The sequence below is a fragment of the Nocardia speluncae NBRC 108251 genome, from assembly GCF_001613245.1.
Taxonomy (GTDB): Bacteria; Actinomycetota; Actinomycetes; order Mycobacteriales; family Mycobacteriaceae; genus Nocardia; species Nocardia speluncae.
The window spans coordinates 38,108-53,451 of sequence record NZ_BDBZ01000034.1 but is presented as its reverse complement, the minus strand read 5'-3'; the positions used below and the strand labels follow the sequence as shown (position 1 = coordinate 53,451).

Annotated in this window: 13 protein-coding genes; 9 read left to right on the top strand and 4 right to left on the bottom strand. The window is 67.3% G+C overall.

The features are described from left to right. The first annotated feature begins 90 nt into the window (after positions 1-90). Genes nth through NS6_RS24665 form a run of 4 tightly spaced genes read left to right on the top strand, consistent with a single transcriptional unit; the run spans position 91 to position 3,342 of the window. Complete coding sequence (gene nth / locus NS6_RS24680; RefSeq protein WP_068046201.1) at positions 91-798, top strand: endonuclease III; 708 nt, start codon at positions 91-93, stop codon at positions 796-798. Next, complete coding sequence (locus tag NS6_RS24675) at positions 795-1,451, top strand: TlpA family protein disulfide reductase (protein ID WP_068046049.1); 657 nt, start codon at positions 795-797, stop codon at positions 1,449-1,451. Before nth ends, NS6_RS24675 begins: the two co-directional genes overlap by 4 nt. Further along, positions 1,448-2,152 (top strand): NUDIX hydrolase, encoded by a 705-nt coding sequence (locus NS6_RS24670; protein WP_068046046.1) that lies wholly within the window; start codon positions 1,448-1,450, stop codon positions 2,150-2,152. Before NS6_RS24675 ends, NS6_RS24670 begins: the two co-directional genes overlap by 4 nt. Continuing rightward, entirely contained in the window at positions 2,149-3,342 is a 1,194-nt protein-coding gene (locus tag NS6_RS24665; protein WP_068046043.1) for a MarP family serine protease, read from the top strand. Before NS6_RS24670 ends, NS6_RS24665 begins: the two co-directional genes overlap by 4 nt. A gap of 329 nt (positions 3,343-3,671) precedes the next feature. On the opposite strand, the gene NS6_RS24660 is transcribed toward NS6_RS24665, so the two are convergent. From NS6_RS24660 to acs, 4 genes are all read right to left on the bottom strand, one after another. Continuing rightward, a complete protein-coding gene (locus NS6_RS24660; RefSeq protein WP_068046040.1) occupies positions 3,672-4,640 on the bottom strand; it encodes an alpha/beta fold hydrolase in 969 nt (322 codons plus the stop codon). A 48-nt stretch (positions 4,641-4,688) separates the two neighbouring features. Further along, a complete protein-coding gene (locus NS6_RS24655; RefSeq protein ID WP_068046037.1) occupies positions 4,689-5,186 on the bottom strand; it encodes a phage holin family protein in 498 nt (165 codons plus the stop codon). Between the two features lie 37 nt (positions 5,187-5,223). After that, entirely contained in the window at positions 5,224-6,435 is a 1,212-nt protein-coding gene (gene nhaA, locus NS6_RS24650) for a Na+/H+ antiporter NhaA (RefSeq protein ID WP_068046198.1), read from the bottom strand. A 221-nt stretch (positions 6,436-6,656) separates the two neighbouring features. Beyond that, the gene (gene acs / locus NS6_RS24645; RefSeq protein ID WP_068046034.1) at positions 6,657-8,603 is read right to left on the bottom strand and encodes an acetate--CoA ligase; all 1,947 of its coding nucleotides are present in this window, start codon (positions 8,601-8,603) and stop codon (positions 6,657-6,659) included. A gap of 342 nt (positions 8,604-8,945) precedes the next feature. Between acs and NS6_RS24640 the strand changes: the two genes are divergently transcribed. The 5 genes from NS6_RS24640 to NS6_RS24620 all read left to right on the top strand — a co-directional run bounded on the left by NS6_RS24640 (position 8,946) and on the right by NS6_RS24620 (position 15,027). Further along, complete coding sequence (locus NS6_RS24640; protein ID WP_245669491.1) at positions 8,946-10,559, top strand: peptide ABC transporter substrate-binding protein; 1,614 nt, start codon at positions 8,946-8,948, stop codon at positions 10,557-10,559. A gap of 31 nt (positions 10,560-10,590) precedes the next feature. Continuing rightward, complete coding sequence (locus tag NS6_RS24635) at positions 10,591-11,517, top strand: ABC transporter permease (protein ID WP_068046031.1); 927 nt, start codon at positions 10,591-10,593, stop codon at positions 11,515-11,517. A 14-nt stretch (positions 11,518-11,531) separates the two neighbouring features. Beyond that, positions 11,532-12,485, top strand: a complete 954-nt coding sequence (locus NS6_RS24630) for an ABC transporter permease (RefSeq protein ID WP_068046028.1) — start codon at positions 11,532-11,534, stop codon at positions 12,483-12,485. 79 nt (positions 12,486-12,564) lie between these two features. Then, the gene (locus tag NS6_RS24625; RefSeq protein ID WP_068046192.1) at positions 12,565-14,220 is read left to right on the top strand and encodes a dipeptide ABC transporter ATP-binding protein; all 1,656 of its coding nucleotides are present in this window, start codon (positions 12,565-12,567) and stop codon (positions 14,218-14,220) included. Positions 14,221-14,280: 60 nt separating this feature from the next. Next, positions 14,281-15,027: a Fic family protein gene (locus NS6_RS24620; RefSeq protein ID WP_068046025.1), complete on the top strand. Its 747-nt coding sequence runs from the start codon at positions 14,281-14,283 to the stop codon at positions 15,025-15,027. Positions 15,028-15,344: the final 317 nt, after the last annotated feature.

Below are 15,344 nucleotides of genomic sequence, written 5' to 3'. Positions count from 1 at the left end.
CTTTCCGGAACAGCCGCGGCGGGTGCGGCGCCCTCGGTTTCCGGTGGGGTACGAAATCAGAAAACCGGTTCCCGACCGGCCGAAACCCGATTGGGTCTGGTGCGCCGGGCACGCCGTATGAACCGGATGCTGGCACAGGCATTTCCGGATGCGCACTGCGAATTGGATTTCGGTAATCCACTGGAATTGGCGGTTGCCACGATCCTGTCGGCGCAGTGCACGGATGTGCGAGTGAATATGACCACTCCGGCGCTTTTCGCCGCCTATCCGGATGCGCAGGCCTATGCCGGGGCGAACCGTACGGAGCTGGAGGAACTCATCCGGCCGACGGGTTTCTACCGCAACAAGACCAATTCGCTGATCGGCCTCGGGCAGGCACTGGTCGAGCAATACGACGGTGAATTACCTCACACGATGGCCGAGCTGGTCCGCTTGCCCGGGATCGGCCGCAAGACTGCCAATGTCATTCTCGGTAACGCGTTCGGAATTCCGGGTATCACGGTCGACACCCATTTCGGGCGGCTGGTGCGGCGCTGGGGCTGGACCACCGAGGAGGATCCGGTCAAGGTCGAGCACATCGTGGGTGCGCTCATCGAACGCAAGGAGTGGACACTGCTGTCCCATCGGGTGATTTTCCATGGGCGCCGTGTCTGTCATGCCCGTAAACCCGCGTGCGGAGTATGTGTCCTGGCCAAGGACTGTCCGTCGTTCGGCGCCGGCCCGACCGATCCGGATACCGCCGCCGCTCTGGTGAAAGGTCCGGAGGCCGCGCATCTGCTCGAACTGGTGGGCCGGTGAGCCGACCGGTCTTGTGGAAATGGGCGTTGACGGCGGTGATCGTGGCTTTGGCAGCGGCAGTGGCGTTGTGGCCGCGCGGCGATTCGGATTCGGGTGGCACCGGGGCGCCCCCGGAACCCGCCCGTGAAGTTGATCCCGCGCTGCGCCATGCCTCCGGTGCCGCGGTGTGCCCCCCCGGTTCCGATTCCCGGCCGGCGGCGGGGCCGCTGGCGGATATCGTCTTGACATGTCTGGCCGACGGCATGCCGGCGGCGCCCGTCGCGGTGCCCGGTGCGCCGACGGTGCTGAACCTGTGGGCCTACTGGTGTGAGCCCTGCCGGACCGAATTGCCGCTGTTCCAGGAGTACGCGGACCGGGCGGGATCCGCGGTACAGGTGCTGACCGTGCACAGCGATCCCGCCGAGGCCAAAGCGTTGTCGTTGCTTGCCGCGCTCAATCAGGACCTCCGAGACCAGCAGCGGCCCGAACTGCGGCTGCCCGGCCTGCAGGATCCCGACGCCCGGGTGCGCACGGCGGCGAATGCGCCGAACGCGCTACCGATCACGGTTCTGATCCGGCCGGATGGTTCTATCGCCGAATACGTCGCCCGCCCGTTCCGCGATGTCGCCGATATCGCCGATACCGTGGCCGGTGCCCTGGGAGTTACCGTATGACCGAAGAACAGTTGCCGCCCTGGCTGAGCAGGGCGGCCGGTCCCGGGCAGCCCGATTTCTCCGACACCCTGGGGCGGACGCGGGTTTTGCGCCGCACCATGGCAGGCAAGGTGCGTAAGGCCGCCGTACTGGTGCTGTTCGCCGGTGACCCCACTGGTGATCCGGCGGCGCCGGGCGGCCTGCCCGCGGACGCCGAGGTCCTGCTCACACAACGTGCCTCCACTATGCGTCAGCACCGCGGCCAGGTCGCCTTCCCCGGGGGCGCGGTCGATCCCGGTGACGACGGGCCGGTGGATACCGCGCTACGCGAGGCATGGGAGGAGACCGGGCTCGACCGCGCGGGCGTTGTCCCGGTCACGCGCCTACCCGAGCTGTTCGTTCCGCCCTCCCGCTTCGATGTGACCCCGGTGGTCGCCTATTGGCGCACGCCGAGCGCGGTGCGCGTCATGGACCGCGGGGAAACCGATCGGGTGGTCCGAGTGCCGATGGCGGATCTGCTGGATCCGGCGAACCGTTTCCTGGTGCGCAGCGCGCTCGGCTACCGCAGCCCGGCGTTCCAGGTGGACGGAATGTTGGTCTGGGGGCTCACCGGCGGCATACTGGCCGGACTCATGACTTCACTGGGCTGGGAATCGGAATGGGACCGCACCGACGTGCGTGATCTGGAGCAGGCGCTGGCCGCGGTGGGGATGGTGTTGTGAGCACTTCGGCGTGGCTCGATATCGTGGTGGTCGTCCTGGCGCTGGCGGCTGCCTCTTCCGGATGGCGGCAGGGCGCGGTCGGTTCCGCGCTGGCTTTTCTCGGGGTGGTGCTGGGCGCTGTCGCCGGAATCCTGATCGCCCCGCATATTCTCGTGCACATCGACGAGGGACGCAGCCGGGTTCTGGCCGGAGTGCTGCTCATCGTGCTGTTGGTGATCGTCGGTGAGATCGCCGGAATGGTGCTCGGCCGGGCGGCCCGCAGCGGGATGCGGCATCCGTTCGCCCGCGGCGCCGACAGTACGATCGGCGCGGTGCTCATGGCCGGCGCAGTACTGGTCACTGCGTGGCTGCTGGCGCTACCGCTGGCCACCTCTTCGCAGCCGGCCATCGCCTCCGCGATCAACAGCTCCAGGGTGCTCGCCGATGTCAACCGGGTCGCCCCGGAGTGGTTACGCAAACTACCCAACGAGTTCTCGAAACTGCTCAACACCTCAGGTCTGCCGGATGTGATCGGGCCGTTCGGTCGCGCGCCCATCGCGGCGGTGGAACCTCCGGATCCGAGTGTGCTGGCCAGCCCGGTGGCCGAATCGCTGCAGCCGAGTGTGCTGCGTATCCGCGGTGTCGCCCCGAGTTGCCAGCGCGCGCTGGAGGGTTCGGGTTTCGTGGTGGCGCCGGAACGGGTGATGACCAACGCGCATGTGGTGGCCGGAACCACCAGTGTGACGGTGGATTCGGCTGCGGGCCCGCTGGAAGCGACAGTGGTGGAATTCGATCCGTCCATGGATATCGCGGTGCTGTCGGTTCCCGGGCTCACGGCGCCGGTGATACCGCAGGCTCCGGAAGCGGCCGGTTCGGGAGAAAGCGCGATCGTGCTCGGTTATCCGGGCGGCGGCCGCTATACCGCGAGCGCGGCCCGGGTCCGGGAGACCCTGGATCTGAGCGGGCCCACCATCTACCGCGACGGTACCGTCGAACGCGAGGTGTACACCGTCCGCGGTCAGGTGCGGGCGGGTAATTCCGGTGGCCCGCTGGTCGATACCGAAGGCAACGTGCTCGGCGTGGTATTCGGTGCCGCCGTCACCGACGACGACACCGGATATGTGCTGACGCTGAACGAGGTCCACGAACGGATCGCCTCGGCGCCCTCGTCCACTGTGCCGATTGCCACGGGCCCCTGCGTACTGAGCTGAGCTCAGCAACTCGTGCACGCGAGCCGACACCGACAGCTCTGCCTCGGGTGCGCCCGAGGCAGGCCACGCGGCACACTGCGCGGAGTTCACGGCGCGCCGCGTCCGGGGGCGAGGTGGGTTCGCCCACGCCGAGGGCTGAGGCCGCCACCGGCTCCTGCGCCGGAGCCGCGTAAACGATCTGTGCGCCGCGGTGTCGGTCCCGGACCGACCTGCCTGCGCTGCGACCGGCACATCCCGGAGGAGCCTCGCCACTCCTCGGGAGGCAGTCCGCGGCGGTCTCATCCGCACGCAGACCGACCGGCACTCGCCGCGCGATATCGCAGCGACGGTCAGGCGTGGCCGTCGCGGCTTCGACGGCCGTCGCCGGTGAGGAGTTTCGCGATCTCGGCGGTGACCGCGTCCGGGTTCTCCTGGTGCGCGAAATGCGCGGCGTCGCGGACGGTCACTACCCGCCGGCGCGGCGCGAGATGTGGTGCGCGGTGCACCGTATGCGGAAGGATGTAACGATCGAATTCACCGCGCATCGAGACCACCGGTATGTCGACGGGTTTGCGCATCACCGCGATGAACCGGCGCCCGTCGGGACGCCATTGGCTGCGGAAGGCCCACCGTTTGTATTCGAGTGCGCAATGCGCCGCGCCGGGGATCCGGATCGCCGAAGCCATCCGGGCCGCGGTATCGGCGCATTCCGCGGTATCGGTCCAGGCGGGTGAACTGCGATCTGTCAGCAGTTCGGCGGCGCCGCTGCCGTCACCGCGGGTGAGTAGGTGTTCGGGATAGCGGGGCAGCTGGGCGCGCAGGAAACCCGGTAGGAAGGCGCGGCGTTGCGCGTTGTCCCGCCATACCGAGCTCTTGAGTGCCGCCGGGTGCGGCGAGGACACCACGGCGATTCCGCGCACCAGTCGCGGATGCAGAACCGCGGTCGCCCAGCACACCAGACCGCCATCGGCATGGCCGACCAGTGTCGCGTCGGTGTAGCCGAGTGCACGGATCAGTCCGGCGATATCGCCGGCCAGGGTCCAGCCGTCGTAACCGCGCGGGGGTTTGTCGCTGTCACCGTAGCCGCGCAGGTCGACCGCGACGGCGTGGTAGCCGAGTTCGGCCAGGGCGGTGAGCTGATGTCGCCAGGTCCACCAGAAATCGGCGAACCCGTGCAGCAGCACCACCAGCGGCTGCGCAGGTTCGCCGGGACTCGCGGATGTTACGTGCAGCCGTATCCCGTTGGCGTGCACATCACGGTGCGTCCAGACACCGTCGTAGCGCACGCTCGACGGGTCCGGGAGAAAGTTCGACGCCACGGCGTCCGAGCGTAGTGAACGCCCGGACGCATCCGGTGTCTGACCCGCTCAGCGCGCGGTCTTCTCCAGCGCGGAGGGGGTGTCGTGGCTGCCGAGTCCGGAAGGCAGGACCGTGCGGGTCTGCTTGAGCGAATCGAGCGTCTTCTCCGGCGCCCGCAGCTTCTTGACCTTCCGGTAGCCCAGGAATGCGAGCAGCACTGTGACCAAGATCATGAAGGCGAAGACGATCCAGAACGCGGCCCAGCGGGTGAGCCAGATATCCAGCGTTTCGGCAACCGCGAAGAAGAAGAAAAAGCTGCTGAACAGCAGCACGGTCAGTGCGCCGATGAAGAAGACGCTGCCCTGCAACCCCTTCTTGATCTCACCGGTGACCTCCGCCTTGGCCAGCGCCACCTCGGCGCGGACCAGGGTCGAGACCTGTTCGGAGGCGTCGCGGACCAGACTCCCGAAACTGGCCGAGGCATGCGGGTCGATTTCGGACAGCGGAATCGAGGTGACTGTGCCGCCTCGTGCGCCGTCGCCGTTACCGCCCTGTGTGACACTCACGTGGTCGACCCTCTCCCTGTCCCGATTCTGCTCGGTCTTACTGTTCTGGTTCTAGCGCATCCGCGTCACGTCGCGCTTGGTGGACACGCCCACGCCGCAACAGTAGCGCCGAACCGATCAGCGATGCGGCCATGGAGGTCACCAGCACCGCGGCTTTGGCCAATTCGGCGGATTCGGGATAGTCCTCCAATGCCAATTCCGCCACGAGCAGGCTAACGGTGAACCCGATCGCGCCCAGCACCGACAGGGCGAACATATCGCGATAACCCAGGTTCGCGGGACGTTTGGCGAGCCCGGTGCGGATCGCCAGCCAGCTGATCCCGAAGATGCCGGTGGTTTTGCCGAGCAGCAGACCGAGGATGATCGCCAGGGACAGCCGTTCGGTGAACAGGTCGCCCAGGACTTCGCCGTTGATCGGTACACCCGAGGCGAACAGCGCGAACAGCGGTACACAGAGACCGGCCGAGATCGGCTGGAACTTGTGCTCCCACCGGGTGGCGGGCGCCTCGTCCTCACCTTCGTCGCTGCGGACACGGGTGAGTAAGCCGCACGCGACTCCGGCGAGGGTCGGATGAATATGAGCTTCGTGCAGCGCGTACCAGCACAGCAGCGCCAGCGGAATATAGATCAGTGGCGAGCACCAGCGCCGGTGCTGGGCGAACCACCAGGCAGCGCAGCAGGCGAGCGCGACCAGCAGCCAGGTGAACGCCAGCCCGGCGGTGAACAAGATAGCGATCAGCACGATCGCCATCAGATCGTCCACCACCGCCAGGCTGAGCAGGAATACGCGGGCGCTGGCAGGGATCCGGGACCCGGTCATCGCCAGCACGGCGAGCGCGAAGGCGATATCGGTGGCGACCGGGACCGCCCAGCCGCGGTCCATGCCTTCGACACCGAAACCGATGCCGTAGGCGATCAACGCGGGGGTCACCACACCGCCTACGGCCGCGATGATCGGCAGCGCGGCCCGTTTGGGGTCGGCCAGTTCACCGACGACGAGTTCGCGTTTGAGCTCGAGCCCGGCGACGAAGAAGAAGACGGCGAGCAGCCCGTCCTTGACCCAGTCTGCGAGGGTGAGGTCGAGATGCAGGGGCGCAATCGCCAGACGGGTTTCGGTCAGGGTCAGATAGCCCTCACCCCACGGCGAGTTCACCCAGAGCAGTGCCACCGCGGCGGCCGCCAGCAGCAGGGAACCGCCCACGGTTTCGGTGCGCAGATATCTGGCGAGTTCCGACCGGGGGCTGCTCAGCACGGGGAACCTTTCGGTCGTACGGACAGTTGCTGCGTCCGCCCGACCGGGTGATCACCGGCGAGCGCACGACCATCTCGCCGACCAGACTTCCCGGCACACCGTATGCAACCTTATCGGTCGGTAATTTCGCACCTTGATCCAGGAACGCATCGCGCGGCAACTGGACGGTGCATTCCCGTGCAGGCCCGGGACGCCTCCACTGTCCCGGGCCAGGGGACCTATTCGGAACGTCCGGTGCGAATGTTCTCGAACACCTGCGGGTCGACCAGGGTCGAGGTGTCGCCGAGTTCGCGGCCTTCGGCCACATCGCGCAGCAACCGGCGCATGATCTTGCCGCTGCGGGTCTTCGGCAGCTCCGGCACCACGTGGATCTCCCGCGGGCGGGCGATCGGGCTGATCTCGCGCGCCACTTCGGCCTCGAGTTCCTTCACCATGGCCGCGCCGGTATCGGTGGCGTCGGCGGACAGGATCACGAAGGCCACGATGCCCTGACCGGTGGTTTCGTCGGTGGCGCCGACCACCGCCGCCTCCGCGACTCCGGAATGACCGACGAGGGCGGATTCGACCTCGGCGGTGGAGATGCGATGGCCGGACACGTTCATCACGTCGTCGACCCGGCCGAGCACCCAGAGATCGCCGTTGACATCGAGTTTCGCGCCGTCACCGGCGAAGTACCAGCCCTGTGCGGCGAAACGCTCCCAGTAGGTGGCTCGGTAGCGTTCCATGTCGCCCCAGATACCGCGCAGCATCGCCGGCCACGGCTCGTCCAGGACCAGATAGCCGTTGGCCTCGGTTTCGCCGCGGCGCACCGTATTGCCCTCCTCGTCGACCACGGTGGCCGAGATACCTGGCAGCGGGGTCATGGCGGCGCCCGGTTTGGTCGCGGTGATACCGGGCAGCGGGGAAATCATGATGGCGCCTGTTTCGGTCTGCCACCAGGTGTCGACGATCGGCGCGGTACCGCCGCCGATCACATCGCGGTACCAGCGCCAGGCCTCCGGGTTGATCGGCTCGCCGACCGAACCCAGCACCCGGATCGAGGACAGATCGTGGGCGTCCGGGATCTGGCGGCCCCATTTCATGAAGGTGCGGACCAGAGTGGGCGCGGTGTAATAGATCGTCACCCCGTACTTCTCGATGATCTGCCAGTGCCGGTGCTCGTCGGGGAAGTTCGGGGTGCCCTCGTAGAGCACCTGGGTGGCGCCGTTGGCGAGCGGACCGTAGACGATGTAACTGTGCCCGGTCACCCAGCCGACATCGGCGGTGCACCAGTAGATATCGGTTTCCGGTTTGTGGTCGAACACCACGCGGTGTGTGTAGGCGGTCTGGGTCAAGTACCCACCGCTGGTGTGCAGAATGCCCTTGGGTTTACCCGTGGTGCCCGAGGTGTAGAGGATGAACAGCGGATGTTCGGAATCGAAGGCCTCGGCCTCGTGGGCCGGCTCGGTCTGGGCGACGGTTTCGTGCCACCACAGATCGCGGCCCTCGGTCCAGGCCACCTCGATACCGACCCGGCGCACCACCAGGACGTGTTCCACGCTGGACGGAACGTCACCGTGCGCGAACAGTGCCTCGTCGACGGCCTCTTTCAGCGGTGCGGGATTACCCCGGCGCCATTGGCCGTCGGTGGTGATGACCAGGCGCGCCTCGGCGTCGTCGATGCGCTGGCGGAGTGCGGTCGGCGAGAACCCGGCGAAAACGAGCGAATGCGTCAGCCCCAGCCGCGCGCAGGCCAGCATCGCCACGATGGTCTCCGGGATCATCGGCATGTAGATCGCCACCCGGTCGCCGGCCGTGAGCCCGAGCGAGGTCAGATAGTTGGCCGCCCGGCCGACCTCGGTGAGTAGATCCGCGTAGGTGATCGTCCGGGAATCGCCGGGCTCGCCCTCCCAGTGCAGCGCGACCTTGTCGCCGCGTCCTTCGAGGACGTGCCGGTCCACGCAGTTGTAGGCGACGTTCAGGCGCCCGCCGACGAACCATTTCGCCACTGGAGCCTCGCTCCAGTCGAGCACCTGGTTCCAGCGCCGGCGCCAGTGGAGGTGGTCGGCCTGCTCTGCCCAGAACCCTTCGCGATCCTGCGCGGCACGCTCGTAGACACCCGCATCCACATTCGCCGCGGCAGCGAACTCCGGGCTCGGCGGGTAGGCGTCCGGCGTTTCGGTCATCTGAGTCACTTCCTTCGCGTTACCTGCACCATGAGGGCTATCTGTGACCCTAAACTCTCCCGGGGCCGGCTGTGCGTGTCCCCGGACGAAAGGCCGTCGACAGGGGATGAACGGCTGCCGGGAGCGGATGAACGGTTGCCGGGTTCCGGCGGGAAGTCCGCGAAGCCGCGCGTGCCGCAGTGTGTGCCGATATCCTCAGGCGACTGTGCGAGGTACGGACGGGACCGAGTCCCGCCTTTCTGCGCGCGCCGGATGCGCCGCGGTGCGGGGCGCGAAAGACGCAGCGGCCCGGGTCTCGCGGCACGGTGGACACCGAACAGAGCGAATGAGCGGGGAGTTTGGGTGCGGGGAGCGTCGTGGTTGTGGCGGGCCATCGGTCCGGTCCTGGTACTGGCCGCTGTGGCGGTGCTGCCCGCCTGCACGGTGACGCCTGCGCTGGGTGATTCCATCGCCGTCAACGGTTCGGAGCCGCAGAATCCGCTGGTGCCGTCGAACACGAACGAGAACGGCGGCGGGCGGATCGTCGACCGGTTGTTCGCGGGGCTGCGCCGGATCGCCGCCGACGGCAGCCTGCACGACGAGGTCGCCGAATCCATCGAGACCACCGATCAGCAGCACTACCGCGTCCGCCTGGAACCCGGTTGGACGTTCAGCGACGGCTCACCGGTCACCGCGCATTCCTTTGTGGACGCCTGGAACTACGGCGCCCTGGTCACCAACGCTCAACTGCAGAGCTATACCTACGAGCCGATCGTCGGTTTCGAGGATGTGCAGGCCGATCCACCGCGGGCACAGACCATGTCGGGGCTGCGGGTGCTCGACGATCTCACCTTCACCGTGGATTTGAAGGTACCCACCATCGATTTCCGGACTCGCCTGGCCTATGCCCCGTACTACCCGCTGCCCGAGGCGGCGTTCGCGGATATGGAGGCATTCGGGCAGCACCCGATCGGCAACGGCCCCTACCGTTTCGCAGGTCCGGATGCATGGCGCCACGATGTGAAACTCGAACTGGTGCCGAACGAGTCGTACCGGGGTGGACGGCCGGCTCGGAACAAAGGCCTGACCTTCGTCTTCTATTCCGATATCGATGCCGCCTACGCCGATCTGCTGGCCGGCAATCTGGATGTGCTCGATTCGGTTCCCACCAGCGCGCTGACCGTTGTCCACGCGGATCTGGGGGATCGCGCCGTCGCCGCGGCGACCGCGAAGAACCAGTGGATCGGTACGCAGCCCGGACTCCCGCATTTCGCCGATGAGGAGGGGCGGCTGCGCCGGCATGCGATATCGCGGGCGATCGACCGCCAGGCCATCGGCGACAAGATCTTCCGCGGTACCCGCGCACCGGCCCGGGATTACACCTCCAGCGTGCTGCCCGGTTTCGACGATGACCTGCCGGGGTCGGAGGTTCTCGAATTCGATCCGGACGAGGCGCGCCGGCTGTGGGCGCGGGCGAACGAGATATCGACGTGGAGCGGTCGTTTCGAGATCGCGTACAACGCGGACGGCGATCATCAGCCCTGGGTCGACGCGGTCGCGAACAGTATCAAGAACACCCTCGGTATCGAAGCGGTGGGTGCCGCCTATCCGACGTTCAAACAGTTACGTGACCAGATCACCTCGGGGACCGTCGGTAAGGCATTCCGTTCCGGCTGGCAGGGCGACTATCCGACCATGCTCCAGTTCCTGGAGCCGTCGTTCCTCAGCCACTCGGAAACCAATGATTTCGACTACCGCAACCCCGAATTCGACGCCCTCGTCGCGGCCGCCGAAGCCGCGGCGACCGAGCCGGAATCGTGGGCGCTCATCGCTCGGGCCCAGACGGTTCTCCTGCACGACCTGCCCACCATTCCGATCTTCGACTATGTGAACTCGTCCGGATACTCCGACCGGGTTCGTGGTGTCACCTTCGGCTGGAACGGGATGGCGGATTTCGAGAACCTCGAGTTGATATGACGCCCGGACCCCACAGGCGTGAGGAGCGCGTATGGCCTGGTACGTAGTGCGGCGTCTGCTGCAGATGGTTCCGGTGTTCTTCGGCGCCACCCTGCTCGTCTACTTCCTGATCTACAAGATCTCCGGGGGTTCGGTGGCGGCGCTGGCCGGGGACCGCACCCTCACGCCTGCCCTGGAAGAGCAACTGCGCGCGCGGTACCACCTGGACCGTTCCTTCCTCGTGCAGTACTTCTACTATCTGAAAGGCATCTTCACCTTCGACCTGGGCACCTCGTTCTCCGGGCGATCGGTGAAAGACGAACTGGCGCGCGCTTTTCCGATTACAATTCGGCTGGCGATTCTGGCTCTGGTGTTCGAGGCGGTGCTCGGGGTGCTGTTCGGTGTCCTGGCCGGATTGCGTAAGGGCAAGCTGTTCGACTCGGCCATGCTGGTGGTGAGTCTCGTGGTCATCGCGATCCCCGTTTTCGTCCTCGGTTTCCTCGCACAATTCCTGCTGGGCGTGAAGTGGGGGATCGCGCCCGTCACGGTCGGTGCGGACGCGAGCTGGGGTCGCCTGGTGGTGCCCGCGCTGGTACTCGGTTCGCTTTCGTTCGCCTACGTGCTGCGGTTGACCCGTAACGCGGTCGCGGACAATCGTGACGCCGACTATGTGCGCACGGCGACGGCCAAGGGCCTGCCCCGGCGCCGCGTAGTCCCCGTCCACATCTTGCGGAACTCCCTCATCCCGGTGGTGACCTTCCTGGGTGCCGACCTCGGCGCACTCATGGGCGGCGCGATCGTCACCGAGGGCATCTTCAATATCCCCGGCGTCGGCGGCACTCTCTATCAGGCCGTGGTTCGGGGTGAAGCGCCGACCGTGGTCTCGTTCGTCACGGTGCTGATCGTGGTGTTCTTGCTCGCCAACCTCGTGGTGGACCTGCTGTACGCGGTGCTCGACCCCCGGATCCGTTATGCCTGAACAGGAGTGCGGCAATGTCGGATGAGCTGCCCCGCCGGCCCGGCCGGCAACGCTGGGTCGCCGAACCGGACGCGGTGACCGTGGAGGCCACCGATCGGGTCCGGGTCGCGGGCGCACCACGCGGATTCTGGGGTCAGGCCTGGCGGAATCTGCGCCGGAATCCGTTGTTCTGGATCGCGGCGGCGCTCATCGTGTTCGTGGTCGTCGTGGCGGCATTCCCCGGACTGTTCACCGGCCAGGACCCGCGCTACTGCCTGGTGGACAACAGTCTGCTGCCGCCGAGTTCGGCGCATTGGTTCGGTTTCGACCTACAGGGGTGCGATATCTACGCGCGCACCGTCTACGGAGCTCGGGCCTCCATCCTCACCGGAGTGGGGGCGGCCACGTTGTTCGTCCTGATCGGGGCCACGCTGGGGGCGTTGGCCGGCTATTACGGCGGGCTGCTCGATTCGGTCGTCTCCAGGATTTCGGAGATCGTCTACGCCATCCCGCTCATGCTCGCCGCCATCGTTCTGATGCAGCTTTCCACCGAGCGCACCATCTGGCTGGTGATCGTCACCCTGGCCGGCTTCACCTGGCCGCAGGCGGCGCGTATCGCCCGCGGTTCGGTGATCGCGGCGAAGAACAGCGAATACGTTCTGGCCGCCCGGGCCCTGGGCGTATCCCGCCTCGGTATCCTCGTCCGCCATGTCCTGCCGAACTCGGTGGGGCCGATCATCGTGGTGACCGCCATCTGGCTGGGTGTTTTCATCGTCACCGAGGCCACACTGTCTTTCCTGGGCGTCGGCCTGCCACCCACGGAGGTCTCCTGGGGAGCCGATATCGCGACCGGCCAGCAGCAGTTGCGCGGGGGTTCGCTGATCCTGTTCTATCCGGCCACCGCGCTGGCGCTGACGGTGCTCAGCTTCATCATGCTCGGCGACGCCCTGGGCGATGCCATCGATCCGAAAACACGGCGGGCACGGTGAGTCACGGGTGCCGGCGAATTCAGCCGGGCGTATCCCGGTACGGCGCAGCGCATGCGCGGACCCGAGACAGGAAGCGATCATGACCGGTGCCACCGACGACCGTCCATTGCTGGAGATCCGGGATCTGCACATCTCCTTCGGGACCGGCGACGACTGTGTCGAGGCGGTGCGCGGCGTCGATCTCAGTGTCTACCCCGGCGAAACCGTGGCGATCGTGGGGGAGAGCGGCTCCGGAAAATCGACTACCGCGCACGCCGTCCTCGGCCTGCTGCCGCCCGGCGGCCGCATTACCGGTGGCAGTATCCGCTTCGCCGGTTCGGAACTGTCCGGCGTGCCGGATTCCCGGCTGGTGGCCCTGCGCGGCAACGAGATCGGTTTCGTACCGCAGGATCCGATGTCGAATCTCGACCCGGTCTACACGATCGGATTCCAGATCCGGGAGACGCTGGCCGCCAACGGTGTAGCCCGCGGCCGGGCGGCCCGGGAGCGGACAGTGGAATTGCTGCGCGCCGCCGGGATACCCGACCCGGAGCACCGGGCCGGTCAATACCCGCACGAACTGTCCGGCGGGCTGCGGCAGCGCGCGCTCATCGCCATGGCATTGTCCGCGCGGCCGGCGCTGCTGATCGCCGACGAACCCACTTCGGCGCTGGACGTCACCGTGCAACGCCGGATGCTCGACCATATCGACAGTCTCACGGGCGAATTCGGTACGGCCATGCTGCTCATCACCCATGATCTGGGTTTGGCCGCCGAACGCGCGGAACATCTGGTCGTGCTGTATCGGGGCCGCGTCGTCGAATCGGGCCCCGCGCTGGACCTGCTCCGGGATCCGCGGCATGCCTACACTCGGAAACTGGTCGATTCGGCACCTTCACTGGCAGCCGGCCGGCGGGGCGGGCGTATCCGTGATGCCGCGCGGGGCCGGGCGGGTGGCAAGGAACCGATACTGGTCGCGGACCGGCTCACCAAACGCTACCGAGTGCGTGGTTCGGCCCCGTGGCGTTCCCGGGAAAGCACGGCCGCGGACAATGTTTCGTTCCGCTTGGACCGCGGCACCACCACCGCGCTGGTCGGCGAATCGGGTTCCGGGAAATCCACGGTCGCTCAGCTTGTCCTCGGGCTGCTCGAGCCCAGCTCGGGTTCGGTGGCTTTCGACGGTACCGATATTGCGCGGCTGCGGGGCCGCGAACAGACCCGGTTCCGCCGTCGGGTGCAGCCGATCTTCCAGAACCCCTACGCCTCACTCGACCCCATGTACTCGATCCACCGGTGCATCGCCGAACCACTGTGGACCCACAACCTCGGAACTCGTGCCGAACGTGACGCCCGGGTCCGCGAACTGCTGGACCAGGTTGCGCTGCCGGCCGGTATCGCGTCCCGCTACCCGAACGAACTGTCCGGCGGGCAGCGCCAGCGGGTGGCAATCGCCCGCGCGCTGGCCCTCGAACCGGAGCTGCTGGTCTGCGATGAGGCGGTTTCGGCGCTCGATGTGCTCGTCCAGGCCAATATCCTGGATCTACTCGACCGACTGCAGCGCGACCTCGACCTCACTTACCTCTTCATCACACACGATCTGGCGGTGGTCCGCCAGATCGCGGACGACGTCCTGGTGATGCACCATGGGCGCATCGTCGAGGCAGCACCGACCGAGCAGATCTTCGAATCGCCCGCCGAGGAGTACACCCGCAGCCTGCTCGCTGCCATCCCGGGCCGCGACCTACTCGTGGGGTGACCGGGCAACCGTGCGGGTCTCGCGCTCGTCCTGCCGCTGCGCCGCGTACCGTGCTACCCCGTGACCGATCCGCTCGCGCCCCTCACCGAACTGCCCGGCGTCCGGGCCGCCGCCGACAAGGCCCGGGACGCGTTGGCCGAGGTGCACCGGCACAAAACCAACCGCCGGGGCTGGCCGACCACCGCGGCCGAAGCGGCGGTGCGCGCCGCGCGATCCTCGTCGGCACTCGACGGCGGCGATACCGAACTCCCCGCCGACGGCGCAGTCGCCGATCCGATCCTGGCCGGCGCACTGCGCGTGGGGCAGGCCCTGGAAGGCGATGCGCTGCGCAACCTGGTCGGGATCTGGGAGCGGGCGCCGCTGCAGGCGCTGGCCCGCCTGCACCTGCTGGCCGCCGCGGACCTGGTCGACGACGAAGGTGAACTGGGCCGGCCACGTGCTCATGGAGGTGTCGCCGAGCGCTTGGATGTCCTGGTCCAGACCCTGCTGGCCACCTCGGCGCCCGCCCCGGTGGCCGCGGCTGTGGTACACGGCGAGCTGATGACGCTGAAACCGTTCGGGACTGCCGACGCACTGGTCGCCCGGGCGGCGTCGCGGCTGGTGACTGTGTCCAGCGGGCTGGATCCGCACGCGCTCGGTGTGCCTGAGGTTTTCTTGTTGCGGCGCCGGCAGGCATACCTGGACGCGGCGGCAGGTTTCGGTGCCGGTACCCCCGCCGGTGTAGGCGGCTGGGTGGTTTTCTGTTGCGGAGCACTCGAAGACGGCGCTCGGGAAGCGATGTCGATCGCGGAGGCGGCAGCCGGCTGAGTGCCGATATCTCGCGAATGAACCTGCCCTGTTCGGGCTCGGAACGCGGCGATCCCAGCACGCCAAAGCGGGCGGCGTGGTCCTTGGACCTCACCGCCCGCGAGCACGGAATACCCGGTTACCATGCGTGCTGAAATGGGTTGTGTTCTCCGGCCTCGGCGTTCCTCCGGGCTCCGCAGCAGCTCATCCCCGCAGCTATGCGAGGCCATCGCCGGCAACGAACCGGATTTCGCAGGCCCACAACACTCCTGCCCTTGTCGCGGCGAGCTCCGCGTGGGTACCTGGTGTCCATGCTGGGAAGGGTGGGTCGGGAGTCG

Coding starts and splice junctions, on each gene's coding strand:
- NS6_RS24670 (WP_068046046.1), top strand. CDS start 1,448: ATGACCGAAGAACAGTTGCCGCCCTGGCTGAGCAGGGCGGCCGGTCCC.
- acs (WP_068046034.1), bottom strand. CDS start 8,603: ATGACCGAAACGCCGGACGCCTACCCGCCGAGCCCGGAGTTCGCTGCC.
- NS6_RS24635 (WP_068046031.1), top strand. CDS start 10,591: ATGGCCTGGTACGTAGTGCGGCGTCTGCTGCAGATGGTTCCGGTGTTC.
- NS6_RS24630 (WP_068046028.1), top strand. CDS start 11,532: ATGTCGGATGAGCTGCCCCGCCGGCCCGGCCGGCAACGCTGGGTCGCC.
- NS6_RS24625 (WP_068046192.1), top strand. CDS start 12,565: ATGACCGGTGCCACCGACGACCGTCCATTGCTGGAGATCCGGGATCTG.